Origin of the sequence: Trinickia fusca, assembly GCF_003628145.1 — a bacterium.
Classification (GTDB): domain Bacteria; phylum Pseudomonadota; class Gammaproteobacteria; order Burkholderiales; family Burkholderiaceae; genus Trinickia; species Trinickia fusca.
The window spans coordinates 36,724-50,303 of sequence record NZ_RBZV01000002.1 but is presented as its reverse complement, the minus strand read 5'-3'; the positions used below and the strand labels follow the sequence as shown (position 1 = coordinate 50,303).

Annotated in this window: 15 protein-coding genes; 11 read left to right on the top strand and 4 right to left on the bottom strand. The window is 64.5% G+C overall.

Annotated features, from left to right (window positions below; genetic code table 11):
- Positions 1 to 46: 46 nt before the first annotated feature.
- Entirely contained in the window at positions 47 to 571 is a 525-nt protein-coding gene (locus tag D7S89_RS04755) for a gamma carbonic anhydrase family protein (RefSeq protein WP_121276186.1), read from the bottom strand.
- A 187-nt stretch (positions 572 to 758) separates the two neighbouring features.
- On the opposite strand from D7S89_RS04755, the gene D7S89_RS04750 reads away from it, so the two are divergent.
- From D7S89_RS04750 to D7S89_RS04705, 10 genes are all read left to right on the top strand, one after another.
- Positions 759 to 1,613 carry a ferritin-like domain-containing protein gene (locus D7S89_RS04750; protein ID WP_121276184.1) on the top strand — a complete coding sequence of 285 codons (855 nt, stop codon included), beginning with the start codon at positions 759 to 761 and terminating at the stop codon, positions 1,611 to 1,613.
- Positions 1,614 to 1,775: 162 nt separating this feature from the next.
- Positions 1,776 to 2,660 (top strand): alpha/beta fold hydrolase, encoded by an 885-nt coding sequence (locus D7S89_RS04745; RefSeq protein WP_121276182.1) that lies wholly within the window; start codon positions 1,776 to 1,778, stop codon positions 2,658 to 2,660.
- An 88-nt stretch (positions 2,661 to 2,748) separates the two neighbouring features.
- On the top strand, positions 2,749 to 3,579 hold the full coding sequence (locus D7S89_RS04740) for a 3',5'-nucleoside bisphosphate phosphatase (protein ID WP_121276180.1): 831 nt from the start codon (positions 2,749 to 2,751) through the stop codon (positions 3,577 to 3,579).
- 116 nt (positions 3,580 to 3,695) lie between these two features.
- Positions 3,696 to 4,325 carry an L-threonylcarbamoyladenylate synthase gene (locus tag D7S89_RS04735; RefSeq protein ID WP_121276178.1) on the top strand — a complete coding sequence of 210 codons (630 nt, stop codon included), beginning with the start codon at positions 3,696 to 3,698 and terminating at the stop codon, positions 4,323 to 4,325.
- Positions 4,326 to 4,410: 85 nt separating this feature from the next.
- Positions 4,411 to 5,076 (top strand): site-2 protease family protein, encoded by a 666-nt coding sequence (locus D7S89_RS04730; RefSeq protein ID WP_121276176.1) that lies wholly within the window; start codon positions 4,411 to 4,413, stop codon positions 5,074 to 5,076.
- 4 nt (positions 5,077 to 5,080) lie between these two features.
- Positions 5,081 to 6,283 (top strand): tryptophan--tRNA ligase, encoded by a 1,203-nt coding sequence (locus tag D7S89_RS04725; protein WP_121276174.1) that lies wholly within the window; start codon positions 5,081 to 5,083, stop codon positions 6,281 to 6,283.
- Positions 6,284 to 6,327: 44 nt separating this feature from the next.
- Positions 6,328 to 6,909, top strand: a complete 582-nt coding sequence (locus D7S89_RS04720) for a class I SAM-dependent methyltransferase (RefSeq protein WP_121277293.1) — start codon at positions 6,328 to 6,330, stop codon at positions 6,907 to 6,909.
- A 42-nt stretch (positions 6,910 to 6,951) separates the two neighbouring features.
- Entirely contained in the window at positions 6,952 to 7,869 is a 918-nt protein-coding gene (gene dapA / locus D7S89_RS04715) for a 4-hydroxy-tetrahydrodipicolinate synthase (RefSeq protein WP_121276172.1), read from the top strand.
- A 106-nt stretch (positions 7,870 to 7,975) separates the two neighbouring features.
- Positions 7,976 to 9,121, top strand: coding sequence for an outer membrane protein assembly factor BamC (gene bamC / locus D7S89_RS04710; RefSeq protein ID WP_121276170.1), 1,146 nt, complete (start codon positions 7,976 to 7,978; stop codon positions 9,119 to 9,121).
- A gap of 7 nt (positions 9,122 to 9,128) precedes the next feature.
- The gene (locus tag D7S89_RS04705; protein ID WP_121276168.1) at positions 9,129 to 9,905 is read left to right on the top strand and encodes an MBL fold metallo-hydrolase; all 777 of its coding nucleotides are present in this window, start codon (positions 9,129 to 9,131) and stop codon (positions 9,903 to 9,905) included.
- Positions 9,906 to 10,033: 128 nt separating this feature from the next.
- Here the strand turns inward: D7S89_RS04705 and D7S89_RS04700 are convergent, their stop codons facing one another.
- Positions 10,034 to 10,306: a hypothetical protein gene (locus D7S89_RS04700; protein ID WP_121276166.1), complete on the bottom strand. Its 273-nt coding sequence runs from the start codon at positions 10,304 to 10,306 to the stop codon at positions 10,034 to 10,036.
- A 229-nt stretch (positions 10,307 to 10,535) separates the two neighbouring features.
- Positions 10,536 to 11,759 (bottom strand): cupin domain-containing protein, encoded by a 1,224-nt coding sequence (locus D7S89_RS04690; protein WP_121276164.1) that lies wholly within the window; start codon positions 11,757 to 11,759, stop codon positions 10,536 to 10,538.
- A 31-nt stretch (positions 11,760 to 11,790) separates the two neighbouring features.
- Here D7S89_RS04690 and D7S89_RS04685 point away from each other — a divergent pair, with 31 nt between their 5' ends.
- Entirely contained in the window at positions 11,791 to 12,330 is a 540-nt protein-coding gene (locus D7S89_RS04685) for an FKBP-type peptidyl-prolyl cis-trans isomerase (protein WP_121276162.1), read from the top strand.
- Here the strand turns inward: D7S89_RS04685 and D7S89_RS04680 are convergent.
- Complete coding sequence (locus D7S89_RS04680) at positions 12,310 to 13,569, bottom strand: hypothetical protein (RefSeq protein ID WP_147426592.1); 1,260 nt, start codon at positions 13,567 to 13,569, stop codon at positions 12,310 to 12,312. The two genes, D7S89_RS04685 and D7S89_RS04680, sit on opposite strands and share 21 nt — an antisense overlap.
- Positions 13,570 to 13,580: the final 11 nt, after the last annotated feature.

Below are 13,580 nucleotides of genomic sequence, written 5' to 3'. Positions count from 1 at the left end.
GTCGATACCGCTCGTGAGCCATGGCGTGAGCTTGTTCGCCATCACGTCAGCCGATGCGCACGAGCTGCGCTTTGAAATCTTCACGGCGTTTCACATAAATTGCCGCGCTTTGGCGGAGCCGGACGACGTCCTCGTCGCTCAGCTCGCGCACGACGCGCGCAGGCGAGCCCAGGATCAGCGAGCGATCGGGAAACACCTTGCCTTCGGTGACGACCGCGCCGGCGCCAACCAGACAATTGCGGCCGATCACCGCACCATTCAAGATGATGGCCTGAATGCCGATCAACGAACCCTCGTGAATCGTGCAGCCGTGCAGCATCGCCTGGTGGCCGATCGTGACGTCGGCGCCGACGACGAGCGGGTAACCCGGGTCCGTGTGCAGCACCGAACCTTCCTGCACGTTGCTGCCCGCGCCGATCGTGATCGGCTCGTTGTCCCCGCGCAGTGCCGCGCCGAACCAGACACTCGCGTTTTCTTCGAGCGTCACGCGGCCGATGATGGTTGCGGTATCGGCCAGGAACACACTTTCGTGGATCGTGGGGGCATGCTCGCCGAGCTTGTAGATCGCCATAATGTCTCTGGTCCCATGCAAAGCTTTCGGGCGGCGCATCGGCCGGTAAAATAGGGCCTGGCGCCGGCGCATCGCGTGATGCGCGGGAAGTCGAATCGCTTATTGTAAACGGTCCGCTCTCATGCTGCGGCGCGCTGCTCGAAAGCGCCCCGGCCCGGGTGGGCCGTTGGCCCGTTGTACTTTGCCGATGACCGACCCTATTGCTACTCCTGCCTCGCTCCGATCGAGTGTCCGCCGTGCCGCGCTAGCCGCGCTGATCGAGCCCGATCCACCGGCCAAAGCAAGCGCGGTGCGCGCACTCTATGCGTGCTGGCTGGCCGGCGAGCTCGATTGCGATCCGGACGAGCCGATCGACGAACCTGATGGCCTGCCGGGGCGTCCTTTGAGACCGGAGCTCGTGGCACCGCGGCGGCTCTTGCATCGCAGCATGCAGTCGGAGGCGGGCAGGGCCGTCTTGCTGCATGCGCTCGCGCATATCGAATTCAACGCGATCAATCTGGCGCTCGATGCCGTATGGCGCTTCGCGGGCATGCCGGAGGCGTTTTACGGCGACTGGCTGCGCGTGGCAGCGGAGGAGGCGCACCATTTCACGCTGCTTGCGGCGCGGCTCGACCAATTCGGCCACGCGTACGGCGACTTCCCCGCGCACGACGGCTTGTGGGACATGTGCGAGCGTACGCGCGGCGACGTGCTCGCACGCATGGCGCTCGTGCCGCGCACGCTCGAGGCGCGCGGTCTCGACGCCTCGCCGCCGATCCGCGCCCGCCTCGTGCAGGCCGGGGACACGGCTTCCGCCGCGATCCTCGACGTGATCCTGCGCGATGAAGTCGGCCATGTGCGCATCGGCAATCACTGGTTCCGTCACCTCTGCGACGGGCGCGGGCTCGATCCGCATGCGGCCTATGTCCAGCTTGCCGACGAGCATCGCGCGCCACGCTTGCGAGGTCCGTTCAATTTCGACGCCCGGCGCGATGCTGGTTTCGATGAGGCCGAACTGGCGGCGCTGGTTGCACTGGATGCCGCTGCCTCCGGCGAACGCTGATCGGCTGCCGCCGCACGCGGCGCCATCAGGTGCCGCATCGGCATGCCATCCGGCGATCGCTATGCACGCCATGGATCATGCGCATGGCGTGCTGCGTTGCGCAAATCTTCCGCTGTCCCGATATAATCGAACGACCATTCGTTTTTTTGGGGCGGTGATCTCATGAACCTTCCACAATCCGACTTCGTCACGGTGCGCGGCGTGAAGCTTCACGTGCGCCGCTGGGGCAGTCCCGACGCGCCGACGCTGTTCATGCTGCATGGCTGGATGGATGTGTCCGCGTCGTTCCAGTTCGTCGTCGACGCGCTCGGCGGGGACTGGCAGGTGATCGCGCCCGATGCGCGCGGCTTCGGACTCTCGGATTGGCCGGTGGCCGAAAGCGGCGGCGGCGGTTACTGGTTCCACGAATACCTGTCCGATCTCGAGGCGCTGCTCGATCATTACGCGCCGACGGGGCCGGTCAATCTGGTCGGCCACAGCATGGGGGCGAACGTCGTGTGCCTGTATGCGGGCGCGCGGCCCGAACGGGTGCGTCGCGTGGTGGATCTCGAGGGATTCGGTCTCGCGCCCGCGCGTGCCGAGCAGGCCCCGCGCCGGCTCGCGGCATGGCTTGACGACATGCGCGAGCCACCGACGCTGAGGTCGTACGCGACGCTCGAAGACGTCGGCGCGCGCCTGATCAAGACGAACCCGCGCCTGGCGCCTGAGCGCGCGCGCTTTCTGGCGCAGCATTGGGCGAGGCGCGCAGAGGACGGCCGCTACGTCCTGCTGGCCGATCCGGCGCACAAACTGCACGGGCCGCTGCTGTACCGTCTCGACGAGGTGATGGCGACCTGGTCCCGGGTGCAAGCCAAGGTGCTGCATGTGGAGGCGGTGGCCTCGCCGACGCTGGCCATGCTCGCGGGCGAGATTCCACTCGCGGAGTACAAGGCGCGTTTTCGTGCGTTTCCCGACTGGCGCGAAAAGTACATCGAGGAGGCGGGCCACATGGTCCATCACGATCAGCCCGAGCAGGTCGCGGCGCTGATCGAGGCGTTTTGCGCGTAGCGCGAAGGCGTACGCCGGCTTGCTACGCCGGGACGAAGCGGCATCCCGCGTTGCAGTAGAATGGCGATGCCACTTCACGTCCTACAGAATGAACGCCGATCTGCATTGCCATTCCAACGTTTCCGACGGCCTGCTCGCGCCCGCCGACGTCGCGCGCCGCGCGCATCAGGGCGGCGTAACGCTGTGGGCGCTGACCGACCACGACGAAGTCGCCGGTCAGGGCGAAGCGCGCCGGGTCGCCGAGGAACTTGGCATGGGCTACGTGGAGGGCGTCGAGATCTCCGTGACGTGGGCTTCGCGCACCGTTCATATCGTCGGTCTCGGCATCGACCCCGCTTGTCCCGCGCTCGCCGAAGGCCTCTATGCGACGCGTCATGGGCGGGCGGCGCGCGCCAGGGAAATCGGCGCGGCGCTCGAGGCGCTGGGTATGCCCGGTGCGTACGAGGGGGCGTTGCAGTACGTGTCGAATCCCGATCTGATTTCGCGTACGCACTTTGCGCGCTACTTGGTCGAGCAGGGCTTTGCGGCGTCGACCGCCGACGTGTTCGACCATTTCCTCGGCGACGGCAAGCCCGGCTATGTGCCGCACCGCTGGGCTTCGCTGGAGGATGCGGTCGGCTGGATCAACGCGGCCGGCGGCGTGGCGATCGTCGCGCATCCAGGGCGCTATCGCTACACGCAGCTCGAGTTCGATACGCTATTCGGCCAGTTCATCGATCTGGGCGGCAAGGCGATCGAGGTGGTCACGGGCAGCCACACGCCCGATCAGTACCGCGAGTATGCCGGCGTGGCGCGCCGTTTCGGCTTCGAAGCGTCGCGCGGCTCCGATTTTCACGGGCCGGGCGAGGGCCGGGTCGAACTCGGCAGCCTGCCGCCGTTGCCGGCTGGCCTGACGCCTGTCTGGGAGCGCTGGCTCTAACGCCGGGCGCTGCGTCTTCGCGCGCGGCCGGTCGGCGCGCGCAAGTTGTTCCGAATGCGAATGCAGATGCGCGCCGCGTGAGTCGCGCGGCCTCCGTTCCCCCAATTTCCTGGACCATGTCCCAATTTTTTCGGATTCACCCCGACGATCCGCAGCCGAGGCTTATCGCGCAGGCCGTGCAGATCGTCAAAAACGGCGGGGTGCTCGCGTTGCCGACCGACTCGAGCTACGCGCTCGCGTGCCGGCTCGACGACAAGGAGGCGGTCACGCGCTTGCGCCACATTCGCGGACTCGACGAGCGCCAGCATCTGTCGCTGGTCGTGCGCGATCTCTCGGAGCTGGCAACGTTCGCGATGGTCGACAATCGGCAGTTCCGCCTGATCAAGTCGGTCACGCCGGGACCCTACGTGTTCATCCTGCAGGCGACGAAGGAAGTGCCGCGACGGTTGTCGCACCCGTCGCGCAAGACGATCGGGCTGCGCGTGCCCGATCACGCGATCACGTTGGCGCTGCTCGAATCGCTCGGCGAACCGCTCATCGCGACGACGCTGATCCTGCCGCCCGATACCGAACCGCTCAACGATCCCGAGGCGATCCGCGAGCGCCTCGAAAAGCAGCTCGATCTGGTGATCGACGGTGGTGCCTGTCCGCGCGAACCGTCGACCGTGGTCGATCTGACCGGCGACGAGCCCGTACTGGTCCGCGCTGGGCGTGGCCCGCTCGGGCCTTTCGGGCTCGAGGCGTAGTGATGCCGCACGCGCGCCGCGTTGGCCGTCGGGTAGAGGGTGCGATGCGCGATCGAGCTTTGCCCCCTTGCTACAATGACGCGCTATGGATGCTTCCTTGATACAAACGATCGCGGTCTACGCATTGCCGATGATTTTCGCCATCACGCTGCACGAGGCGGCGCATGGCTATGTGGCGCGGCTGCTCGGCGACAACACCGCTTACATGATGGGCAGGGTGTCGCTCAACCCCATGCGCCACATCGATCCGCTCGGCACGATCGCGATTCCCTTGCTGCTTTATTTCGCGACTGGCGGCGCATTCATGTTCGGCTACGCCAAGCCGGTGCCGATCGCATTCCGCAATCTGCGCAACCCGCGCTGGGGCAGCATGTGGGTATCGCTGGCCGGCCCGGCTTGCAATTTCTTGCAAGCGCTCGCGTGGGGCGTGTTCGGCGTCGCGCTTGCCGTTTTGTCGATCGACGAGCCGTTTTTCACGCGCATGGCCGCAGCCGGCGTCGGCGTGAATCTCGTGCTCGGCGTGATCAATCTCTTTCCGTTGCCGCCGCTCGATGGCGGTCGCGTGCTAACCGCGTTGTTGCCGCCGCGTCAGGCCATCGCCCTGGCGCGGCTCGAACCGTACGGTTTTTTCATCGTGATGGCGCTCGTCATGACCGGCGTTCTGACGAAGGTGTGGCTGCGACCGCTCGTGTCGCTCGGCTACGATGTCGTGACGGCTATCCTGACTCCACTCGTTTCGCTCTTCAACTAAAACCATGTTTCCAGACCGTATCTTTTCCGGCATGCGGCCCACGGGCTCGCTGCACCTCGGCCACTATCACGGCGTGCTGAAGAACTGGGTTCGGCTGCAGTCCGAGTACCCGTGCTTCTTCTGCGTGGTCGACTGGCACGCGCTCACGACGCACTACGAAACGCCCGAGGTCATCGAAAAGAACGTGTGGGAAGTGCTGATCGACTGGCTCGCCTCGGGCATCGATCCGTCGCAGGCGACGCTGTTCATCCAGAGCCGCGTGCCCGAGCATGCGGAGCTCGCACTGCTGCTGGGCATGAGCGCGCCGCTGGGCTGGCTCGAACGCGTGCCCACCTACAAGGAGCAGATCGAGAAGCTCAAGGACAAGGATCTGTCGACGTACGGCTTCCTCGGCTATCCGGTCCTGATGGCCGCCGACATCCTGCTGTATCGCGCCTCGCTCGTGCCGGTCGGCGAAGACCAGGTGCCGCACGTCGAAATGACGCGCGAGATCGCGCGGCGCTTCAACTACCTGTATGGCCGCGAGCCGGGCTTCGAGGAAAAGGCGCTCGAAGCGGCGAAGAAGCTCGGCGGCAAGCGCTCGAAGCTCTACCACGAGCTGCGCATTGCCTACCAGCAAGAGGGTGACGATGAGGCGCTCGAGCAAGCGCGCGCGATGCTGCAGGAGTCGCAAAGCCTGTCGATGAGCGATCGCGAGCGCCTGTTCGGCTACCTCGAAGGTTCGCGCAAGATCATCCTCGTCGAGCCGCAGGTGCTGCTGACGAAGGCCTCCCGTATGCCAGGCCTCGACGGCCAGAAGATGTCGAAATCGTATGGCAATACGATCGGCCTGCGTGAAGACGCCGAAACGATCACGAAGAAGGTGCGCACGATGCCGACCGACCCGGCGCGTGTGCGTCGCACCGATCCGGGCGATCCCGACAAGTGCCCGGTGTGGCAGCTGCACCAGGTCTATACGGATGAAACGACGCACGAGTGGGTGCAGAAGGGCTGCCGCTCGGCCGGTATTGGTTGCCTCGAGTGCAAGCAGCCCGTCATCGAGGGCATTCTGCGCGAGCAGCAGCCGATGCTCGAGCGCGCGCAGAAGTACATGGACGATCCGACGCTGCTGCGTGCGATCGTGGCCGACGGCTGCGACAAGGCGCGCAAGTTCGCGACGGAGACGATGCGCGACGTGCGCGAAGCGATGGGGCTGTCGTACTCGTGAGCGCGGGCGACGGGCGTGGTATGCAAGGTTGCGTGAGTGAAGGCATGCCTGCGCTGGGATCGGCACCGCTCGTGAAAGAGGCAAGCGGGCCGTCCGAGTGGATCGTGCGCTGGTCGCACCTTGTTGCCCCGGGTGCGGCCGTGCTCGACGTGGCGGCAGGCAGCGGCCGCCACGCGCGCTGGTTCGCCGCGCGCGGGCACGGCGTCACCGCCATCGATCGCGATATCACGGCACTTCGCGGCATCGCGGGCGTGCAGCCCGTCGAGGCCGATCTCGAAGACGGCAGCCCGTGGCCGCTCGGACAAACGCAGCGGTTCGGCGCCGTCGTCGTCACGAACTACCTGCACCGGCCGCTGATGGCGCAGCTGTTTGCGGCGCTCACGCCAGGGGGTATTTTGCTGTACGAAACATTTGCTCGCGGCAACGAAACGGTCGGCAAACCATCGAATCCGGCGTTCCTGCTCGCGCCCGGCGAATTGCTCGAAATGGTGCGGGGCACGTTGCGCGTCGTCGCATTCGAAGACGGTTTTAGTGCGGCACAGCGTCCCGCTTTCATCCAGCGCATCTGCGCGGTCAACGAGGTTGCGGCGACGACGACGCCCGCGCGTTACGATTTGGCCGTCTAATCCGCTACAATCGCGCTTTCACGTTTGAATTCATCGCGTTTCATGGCTAACGGCACATCCAGCGGCACCCAGGGCGGCGTGCGTATCCGCGGTAGCATTCCCGCGATCGTGACCCCAATGCTCGAAGACGGCGGGCTCGATCTGGCGGCATTTCGCAAGCTGATCGACTGGCACATCGACGAAGGCACCGACGCGCTCGTCGTGGTCGGCACCAGCGGCGAATCGGCCACGCTGTCGGTCGAAGAGCACGTCCTCATGATCAAGACGGCCGTCGAGCACACCGCGGGCCGCATCCCCGTGATCGCCGGCGCAGGCGGCAATTCGACGGCAGAAGCCATCGAGCTGACCGAGCGCGCGAAAGCGCTCGGCGCCGACGCGACGCTGCAAGTCGTGCCGTACTACAACAAGCCGACGCAGGAAGGCATCTACCGCCATTTCGCGAAGATCGCCGAAGCGGTCGACCTGCCCGTGATTCTCTACAACGTCCCCGGCCGCACGGTGGCGGACATGGCGAACGAGACGATCCTGCGTCTCGCACAGGTGCCCGGCATCATCGGCGTGAAGGACGCGACGGGCAACCTCGACCGTGGCGCGCAGCTGATCAAGGCGGCGCCGGCCAACTTCGGCATTTACAGCGGCGACGATCCCACGGCGATCGCGCTGATGCTGCTGGGCGGTCACGGCAACATCTCCGTGACGGCCAACGTCGCGCCGCGCGCGATGAGCGAGCTGTGCAAGGCCGCGCTCGCGGGCGATGTGACGACGGCGCGCGAGATTCATATGCGCCTGCTGTCGCTGCACAAGAATCTGTTCATCGAATCGAACCCGATCCCCGTCAAATGGGCGCTTCAGGAAATGGGGCGGATGGCTGGCGGCATTCGTCTGCCGCTGACGCCGCTCGATGCGCGTTATCACGAGGTCGTGCGTGCGGCGTTGCGCGAAGGCGGCGTACAGGGCTGAGCGCCCGACGTCAGGCTCGCGCAGTCAATCGCATTTCATTCACCGTCAGTCATCGACTTACGCTCCCGGCAGCCGCAGGCAACGCGTTGCGCATCAGAAGGACTCCATGAAACGTTCCGCTTTCTCCACTCATGCCGTCCGCACGGCGTCGCTCGTGCTGGTGTTGTCGACGCTCGCGGGCTGCGACACACTCAACGACTGGTTCGCGTCCGACCGCGTCAATTACAAGGAAACGGGCTCGGCGCCGACGCTGGCCGTCCCGAGCGACCTGACGACGGCCAATACGCAGCCGAAATATCTGGCACCGCCGGTCAGTACCGCGCTTGGCGGCGCGCCGAAGCGCAACATCACGCAAGCGGGCAATGCCACCGAGGGCATGCCCAGTGCGCAGGATCCGTTCGGCATGCATATCGAACGCGATGGCGACCGTCGCTGGCTCGTCGTCGACGGCCGTGAGCCCGATCAGCTGTGGCCGCAGCTCGAGGAATTCTGGAAGGAAAACGGCTTCGCGCTGAAGAACGATGTGCCGGCAACGGGCATCATGTCCACCGACTGGGCCGAAAACCGCGCGAACATTCCTGACGACTGGTTCCGCCGCACGATCGGCAAGGTGATCGATTTCGCCTATTCGTCGGGTACGCGTGACAGCTTCCGCACGCTCGTCGAGCGTGGCCCGGACGGCACGACCGACATCTCGATCACGCACAGCGCGATGGAGGAAATGCTGACGGGGCAGGACAAGTCGTCGTCGCGCTGGATCGAGCGCCCGCGTAATCCGGTCCTCGAGGCCGTGTTCCTGACGAAGCTGATGCAGAAGTTCGGCTTGACCGATCCGCAGGCACGCCAGCTGTTGGCCGATGCACGCCCGGGCAACACGCCGGTGCACCTCGACAAGGCGGCCGGCGCGACGACGCTCGATCTGGCCGAGTCGTTCGATAGCGCATGGCTGCGCGTGGGCCTGGCGCTCGATCGCACGAATTTCACCGTCGACAACCGCGACCGCACGAAGGGCATGTACTACGTGCGCTACGCCGATTCGATGGAAGAGCTCAAGGGCGACGGGATCTTCGGCAAGCTGTTCTATAGCGGCCACAGCGAGCAGAAGGAGAAGGCGGCGCAGGAGTTCCTCGTCAGCGTGCGTTCGACGGGCAACAATGCGACGCAAGTCGCTGTCGTCGATGCGAACGGCCAGGTCGACACCTCCTCGCAAGCGCAGCAGATCCTGTCGTTGCTGCATGCGCAACTGAACTGAGCGCGTCATGCGCTTTGCCAGCCTCGGCAGCGGCAGCGAAGGTAATGCGCTCGTTGTCGAGGCGTCGAGCGACAGCACGACCACGCGCGTGCTGCTCGATTGCGGTTTTTCCACCAAAGAGCTCGAGCGGCGGCTTGCGCGGCTCGAGTGCGGCATCGAACAACTCGATGCAGTCCTCATCACCCACGAACATAGCGATCACATCGGCAGCGCGCTGACGCTTGCGCGTAAGCATGGGCTGCCGATCTACATGAGCTGGGGCACGGCCCGCGCCGTGGGTGCCGATAGTGCCGACGTCGATTTACACGTGCTGTGGGGCGACGAGGCGGCGGCGATCGGCGATCTCGAGGTGCTGCCCTATACCGTTCCACACGACGCTCGCGAACCGCTTCAATTCGTTTTCTCCACCGGTGCTTATCGCTTAGGCGTGCTGACCGATGTCGGCATGTCGACGCCGCATATCACGGCGATGCTGAGCGGCTGCGATGCACTCGTGCTCGAATGCAATCATGACGTCGCCATGCTCGCGCAAAGTCGCTATCCGGCTTCGCTGAAGGCGCGTATCGGTGGGAATCACGGACACCTAAGCAATGACGCCGCAGCTGCTATCCTGGCTTCGCTTGATCGCACACGGTTGAAACACATCGTAGCGGCGCATCTGAGCCGTCAGAACAACCTTGGCGAGCTTGCGCAGGCTGCACTGGCTCACGTGCTCGGTTCGGCCCGTGAGGACGTCGTAGTGGCCTCACAAGACGATGGCTTCGGCTGGTTAGGGGCCTACTAAGGGGATAAAGGCGATAGACGCCTGGAGAGCGGGGCGGGCCCGTGTCTCGATGCAAACTGCTTAACGGTTCGCCAAAAAGAAAAAACCGGCCCATGGGCCGGTTTTTTCTTGCCTTGCGGCAGTCAAGCTTACTGGCTTGCGCCCGAAGCCGGAGCAGCAGCAGCAGCCGAAGCGCCTGCGTCCGAAGCGGCAGCAGCCGGAGCCGAAGCTGCAGCAGCACCCGTGTCGCTCGCAGCAGCAGCGCCCGAAGCAGCAGCACCTGCGTCCGAAGCGGCAGCAGCCGGTGCCGAAGCAGCGGCGGCTTCGCTAGCAGCCGGAGCAGCTGCTTGGTCGCTGCTCTTGTTGCATGCAGCCAGAGCCACAGCCGCCAACAGGGATGCTACGAGGAGGGATTTCTTCATGATCACGTCCTTTTATGGTTAAAGGTAAGCAACAGCGCGAAATAATACCGGTAATGTGCTCCAACACCAACCTAGGCCGCTGGTGGGATGCACATCAGAGCGTGAATCTTCCCCACGGCTTGGGCGGAAATTATATGCACTTTCGTACCGACCGTCGACAAAGCAGGGCCAATACGTTGTCTTTGTAATACAAACTTTGACGTTTTTGAACCAACAATGGGCGACAGCGTCAGGCAAAAGCACCGACTCTGACCCAGCCGGCACAATACCACTCGTGCAGCAGCGCTGTCATCGCCGAATCGCCCGAGAGTGTTACAAAGCGTTGCCCCTCGATCTGGCGCGTATCGGCCAGTTCTGTCAGCCATTTCTTGGGATTCGGCAAACGCTCTTCTTCCCCGTTAATGAAATAGGTCTGGTTTCCATACAGCAAGACCGTTTTCTTGTCGAGCCGAATGCCTGATCGGGCCGCTTCGCGCATGAATGCCGCTTCACCGAGGGCGCGCTCGGGGGCGTCGAAGACCACGTGGGCCTTCGGCTCGCTCAGGTAGCTGCCCAGAAACGACACGATGTCACGCTCGTTCCAGCGGATGCGCGAAAGGATTTCACCCACTTGCTCGACCATCGCTGGCGGCAGTTGCGCCGGGCGCGTCACGGCGGGCTGCCGAGGGTCGCGGTAGCGCGCTTCGCCACGCGCGGCAGGCGCAGCCGACCCGCGTTCGGCCAGATGGTACAGGAACTGGCCGACCAGCTCGTTCGCGGACGGCGACCGAAAGCCGATCGAGCAGGTCATGCATTCGCCGAGCGCCACGCCGTCGTGAGCGATATGCGGCGGCAAGTACAGCATGTCGCCGGGCTCGAGCACCCATTCCTCATCGGGCTCGAAGTGCTCCAGAACTTTCAGCGGCAGTCCGGGCTTCAAGGTCAGATCCTTTTGCGCGGAAATTCGCCAACGGCGTTTGCCGTGGACTTGCAGCAAAAAGACATCGTAAGAATCGAAGTGCGGACCCACGCCGCCGCCGTCGGTCGCGTACGAGATCATCAGATCGTCGAGGCGGGCGTCGGGAACGAAGCGGAAGCGCTCGAGCAGCGCGCGGGCGCGGTCGTCGTGCAGGTCGACGCCCTGCACGAGCAGCGTCCACTCGCGGCGTTTCGCGCTCGGCAGATCGTCGGGCTCGAAGGGACCGTGTTCGAGACGCCATGTGCCGCGCGCGTGCGTAATGAGGCGCGATTCGGCCTCGTCGCTCGAGGCGAGATCGAACAATTCGTTACGCGAAAGCGGTGGTGCGATGTCGGCAATGGCGCCGCGAATCAGCAGCGGTTTCTTCTGCCAATACCGTCGCATGAATTGCGACGGCGTTAGGTTGGCGAGAAGCGGCGTGGGAACGTCGGGTAGCGGGGGAGAAACGGCAACGCCGGCGACATGGCGCCGGTCGTCAAGGGGCCGCTTGGGCATCGTATAATGTGACCGTATTTTGGAGAGTCGAATGAAAATCGCAAAGAACACCGTGGTGTCGGTCGCTTACAAACTGTCGGATGCACAGGGCAATCTGATCGAGGAGAGCGACGAGCCGATGGTCTATCTGCACGGCGGCTATGATGGCACGTTCCCCAAGATCGAGGAAGAGCTCGACGGGCATGAGGTGGGCTTTCAAACGCAGATCCAGCTCGAGCCGCAGGACGCGTTTGGCGAATACGATCCGGAGCTCGTGAAGATCGAGCCGCGTAACCGTTTTCCCGAGCCGATCGAAGTCGGCATGCAGTTCGAGGGAACGCCCGAGGACAGCGACGAAGAGATCGACACGCTGATCTATACCGTCACCGATCTGGCCGAAGACAAAGTGGTGCTCGACGGTAATCACCCGTTGGCGGGCATGGCGTTGCGTTTCGCGCTGACGGTCCAGGAAGTGCGTGAGGCCACGGCCGAAGAGATCGAGCACGCGCACGTGCATGGCGCAGAAGGCATCGAAATCCTCGACGAAGACGAGGACGAGGAGGACGACGACTCAGCTCCCACCCTGCACTGAGCTGGACGGTAGGCCGTTGCCGGGCATCACGCCCGGCGTCACGGGAGCGAACGAACCGCCATGTCCCGTGTCGGGCAGCATCGGTGGCTCCTGAACCGAGCTCGCAGGGATGGCCGGAATGGCTGGCATTGTTTCCGGGTTCTCGGGCATCGATGCCGGCTGCGGTTCAGCGGGCAACGTCGGCGGCGGCGGCAGTGTCTTCGGCACGGCGCGCACGCTGACCCGAAATGGCGGTTGCCGCGCAAAATCCACTTCCACTCTTACCCATTGCGTCGCGCGTTCGTGCGGTGCGATCGCAATGCGCGTCAGATTCGCAATGCGTCCCCCCTTGTCGTTGAACAAGGGTTGGTCGATCGCAAAGCCTCCCGGCAACGCGCGTTGTTCCGCGTGGATCAGCACGATCGGGCCGCGGAACATCTGCGCGGCTTTGACGAGACTGCGTTTGAATTCGAGATAGCCGTCGCGTGCGCGCGAGCTGGTCAGGCGCAGCCATGAGAAGCGCTCGGTGGCGCGCTCGTAGCGGGCGAAGTCGGGGTTCGCTTGCAGGAATACCACGAGCGCACGCGCATTGCGGCGCTTCGCGTATTCGGCCGCGTGCTCGAGCCAGAATGCTGTGGCGATCGCGCGATCGTCGAACTCGCCGTTGCGGCCACCGGCGTTCAGGTAGTGATTGTTGCCGCCGACGACGTTCAGACCGACGAACACCGTATCGTCCGTTTGCCAGCGCACGTTCTCCCGATACGAATGAAAGCGCGTCACTTCGCTTTCCCGCGTAAGCGCGAACGGATTGATACCCAGCGACGAATCGGCTGCAAACAGCGTTTGCCGCAGGAAGTCGAGGCGTTCCGCGACGTCGTAGCCACCCTCTGGCGAGGCATTGCAATCGGCCCAATCGTGTTGGCCCGGCACGGGCACGAGCGGCGCTCGCGAAGCCTCGAGCAGTTGTTGCCGCTGCGTGTAAAGCGCATCGGAACAGGGCTCGGCTGCGCTTTTGAAGTTGCCGTCGTAGACGACGAACGCCATACGTGGCTCGTGGCCTATGGCATCAAGAAGCCGTTGCGTCGATGCTTCGTCGGCACTGCTTTGCATCGTGCCGGACACGACGGCAAACACGTAGTGGGGTTTGACCGTCTGCGAAGCCGCGTGTGCCCTGCAAGGCGAGGGCAGGGCGCACGCGAACGACAGCGCGAGCGTAAGCGCTGTCAGGCGCCGACCGAGCACGGTGCCGTGTGATTTCACGCGTGCCTCAG

Bases quoted from the DNA above. Each gene is read 5' to 3' on its own strand.
- D7S89_RS04735 (WP_121276178.1), top strand. From the start codon at position 3,696: ATGTCCCAATTTTTTCGGATTCACCCCGACGATCCGCAGCCGAGGCTT.
- D7S89_RS04700 (WP_121276166.1), bottom strand. From the start codon at position 10,306: ATGAAGAAATCCCTCCTCGTAGCATCCCTGTTGGCGGCTGTGGCTCTG.
- D7S89_RS04755 (WP_121276186.1), bottom strand. From the start codon at position 571: ATGGCGATCTACAAGCTCGGCGAGCATGCCCCCACGATCCACGAAAGT.
- dapA (WP_121276172.1), top strand. From the start codon at position 6,952: ATGGCTAACGGCACATCCAGCGGCACCCAGGGCGGCGTGCGTATCCGC.
- D7S89_RS04725 (WP_121276174.1), top strand. From the start codon at position 5,081: ATGTTTCCAGACCGTATCTTTTCCGGCATGCGGCCCACGGGCTCGCTG.
- D7S89_RS04690 (WP_121276164.1), bottom strand. From the start codon at position 11,759: ATGCCCAAGCGGCCCCTTGACGACCGGCGCCATGTCGCCGGCGTTGCC.
- D7S89_RS04740 (WP_121276180.1), top strand. From the start codon at position 2,749: ATGAACGCCGATCTGCATTGCCATTCCAACGTTTCCGACGGCCTGCTC.
- D7S89_RS04720 (WP_121277293.1), top strand. From the start codon at position 6,328: ATGCCTGCGCTGGGATCGGCACCGCTCGTGAAAGAGGCAAGCGGGCCG.
- D7S89_RS04745 (WP_121276182.1), top strand. From the start codon at position 1,776: ATGAACCTTCCACAATCCGACTTCGTCACGGTGCGCGGCGTGAAGCTT.
- bamC (WP_121276170.1), top strand. From the start codon at position 7,976: ATGAAACGTTCCGCTTTCTCCACTCATGCCGTCCGCACGGCGTCGCTC.
- D7S89_RS04705 (WP_121276168.1), top strand. From the start codon at position 9,129: ATGCGCTTTGCCAGCCTCGGCAGCGGCAGCGAAGGTAATGCGCTCGTT.
- D7S89_RS04730 (WP_121276176.1), top strand. From the start codon at position 4,411: ATGGATGCTTCCTTGATACAAACGATCGCGGTCTACGCATTGCCGATG.
- D7S89_RS04685 (WP_121276162.1), top strand. From the start codon at position 11,791: ATGAAAATCGCAAAGAACACCGTGGTGTCGGTCGCTTACAAACTGTCG.
- D7S89_RS04750 (WP_121276184.1), top strand. From the start codon at position 759: ATGACCGACCCTATTGCTACTCCTGCCTCGCTCCGATCGAGTGTCCGC.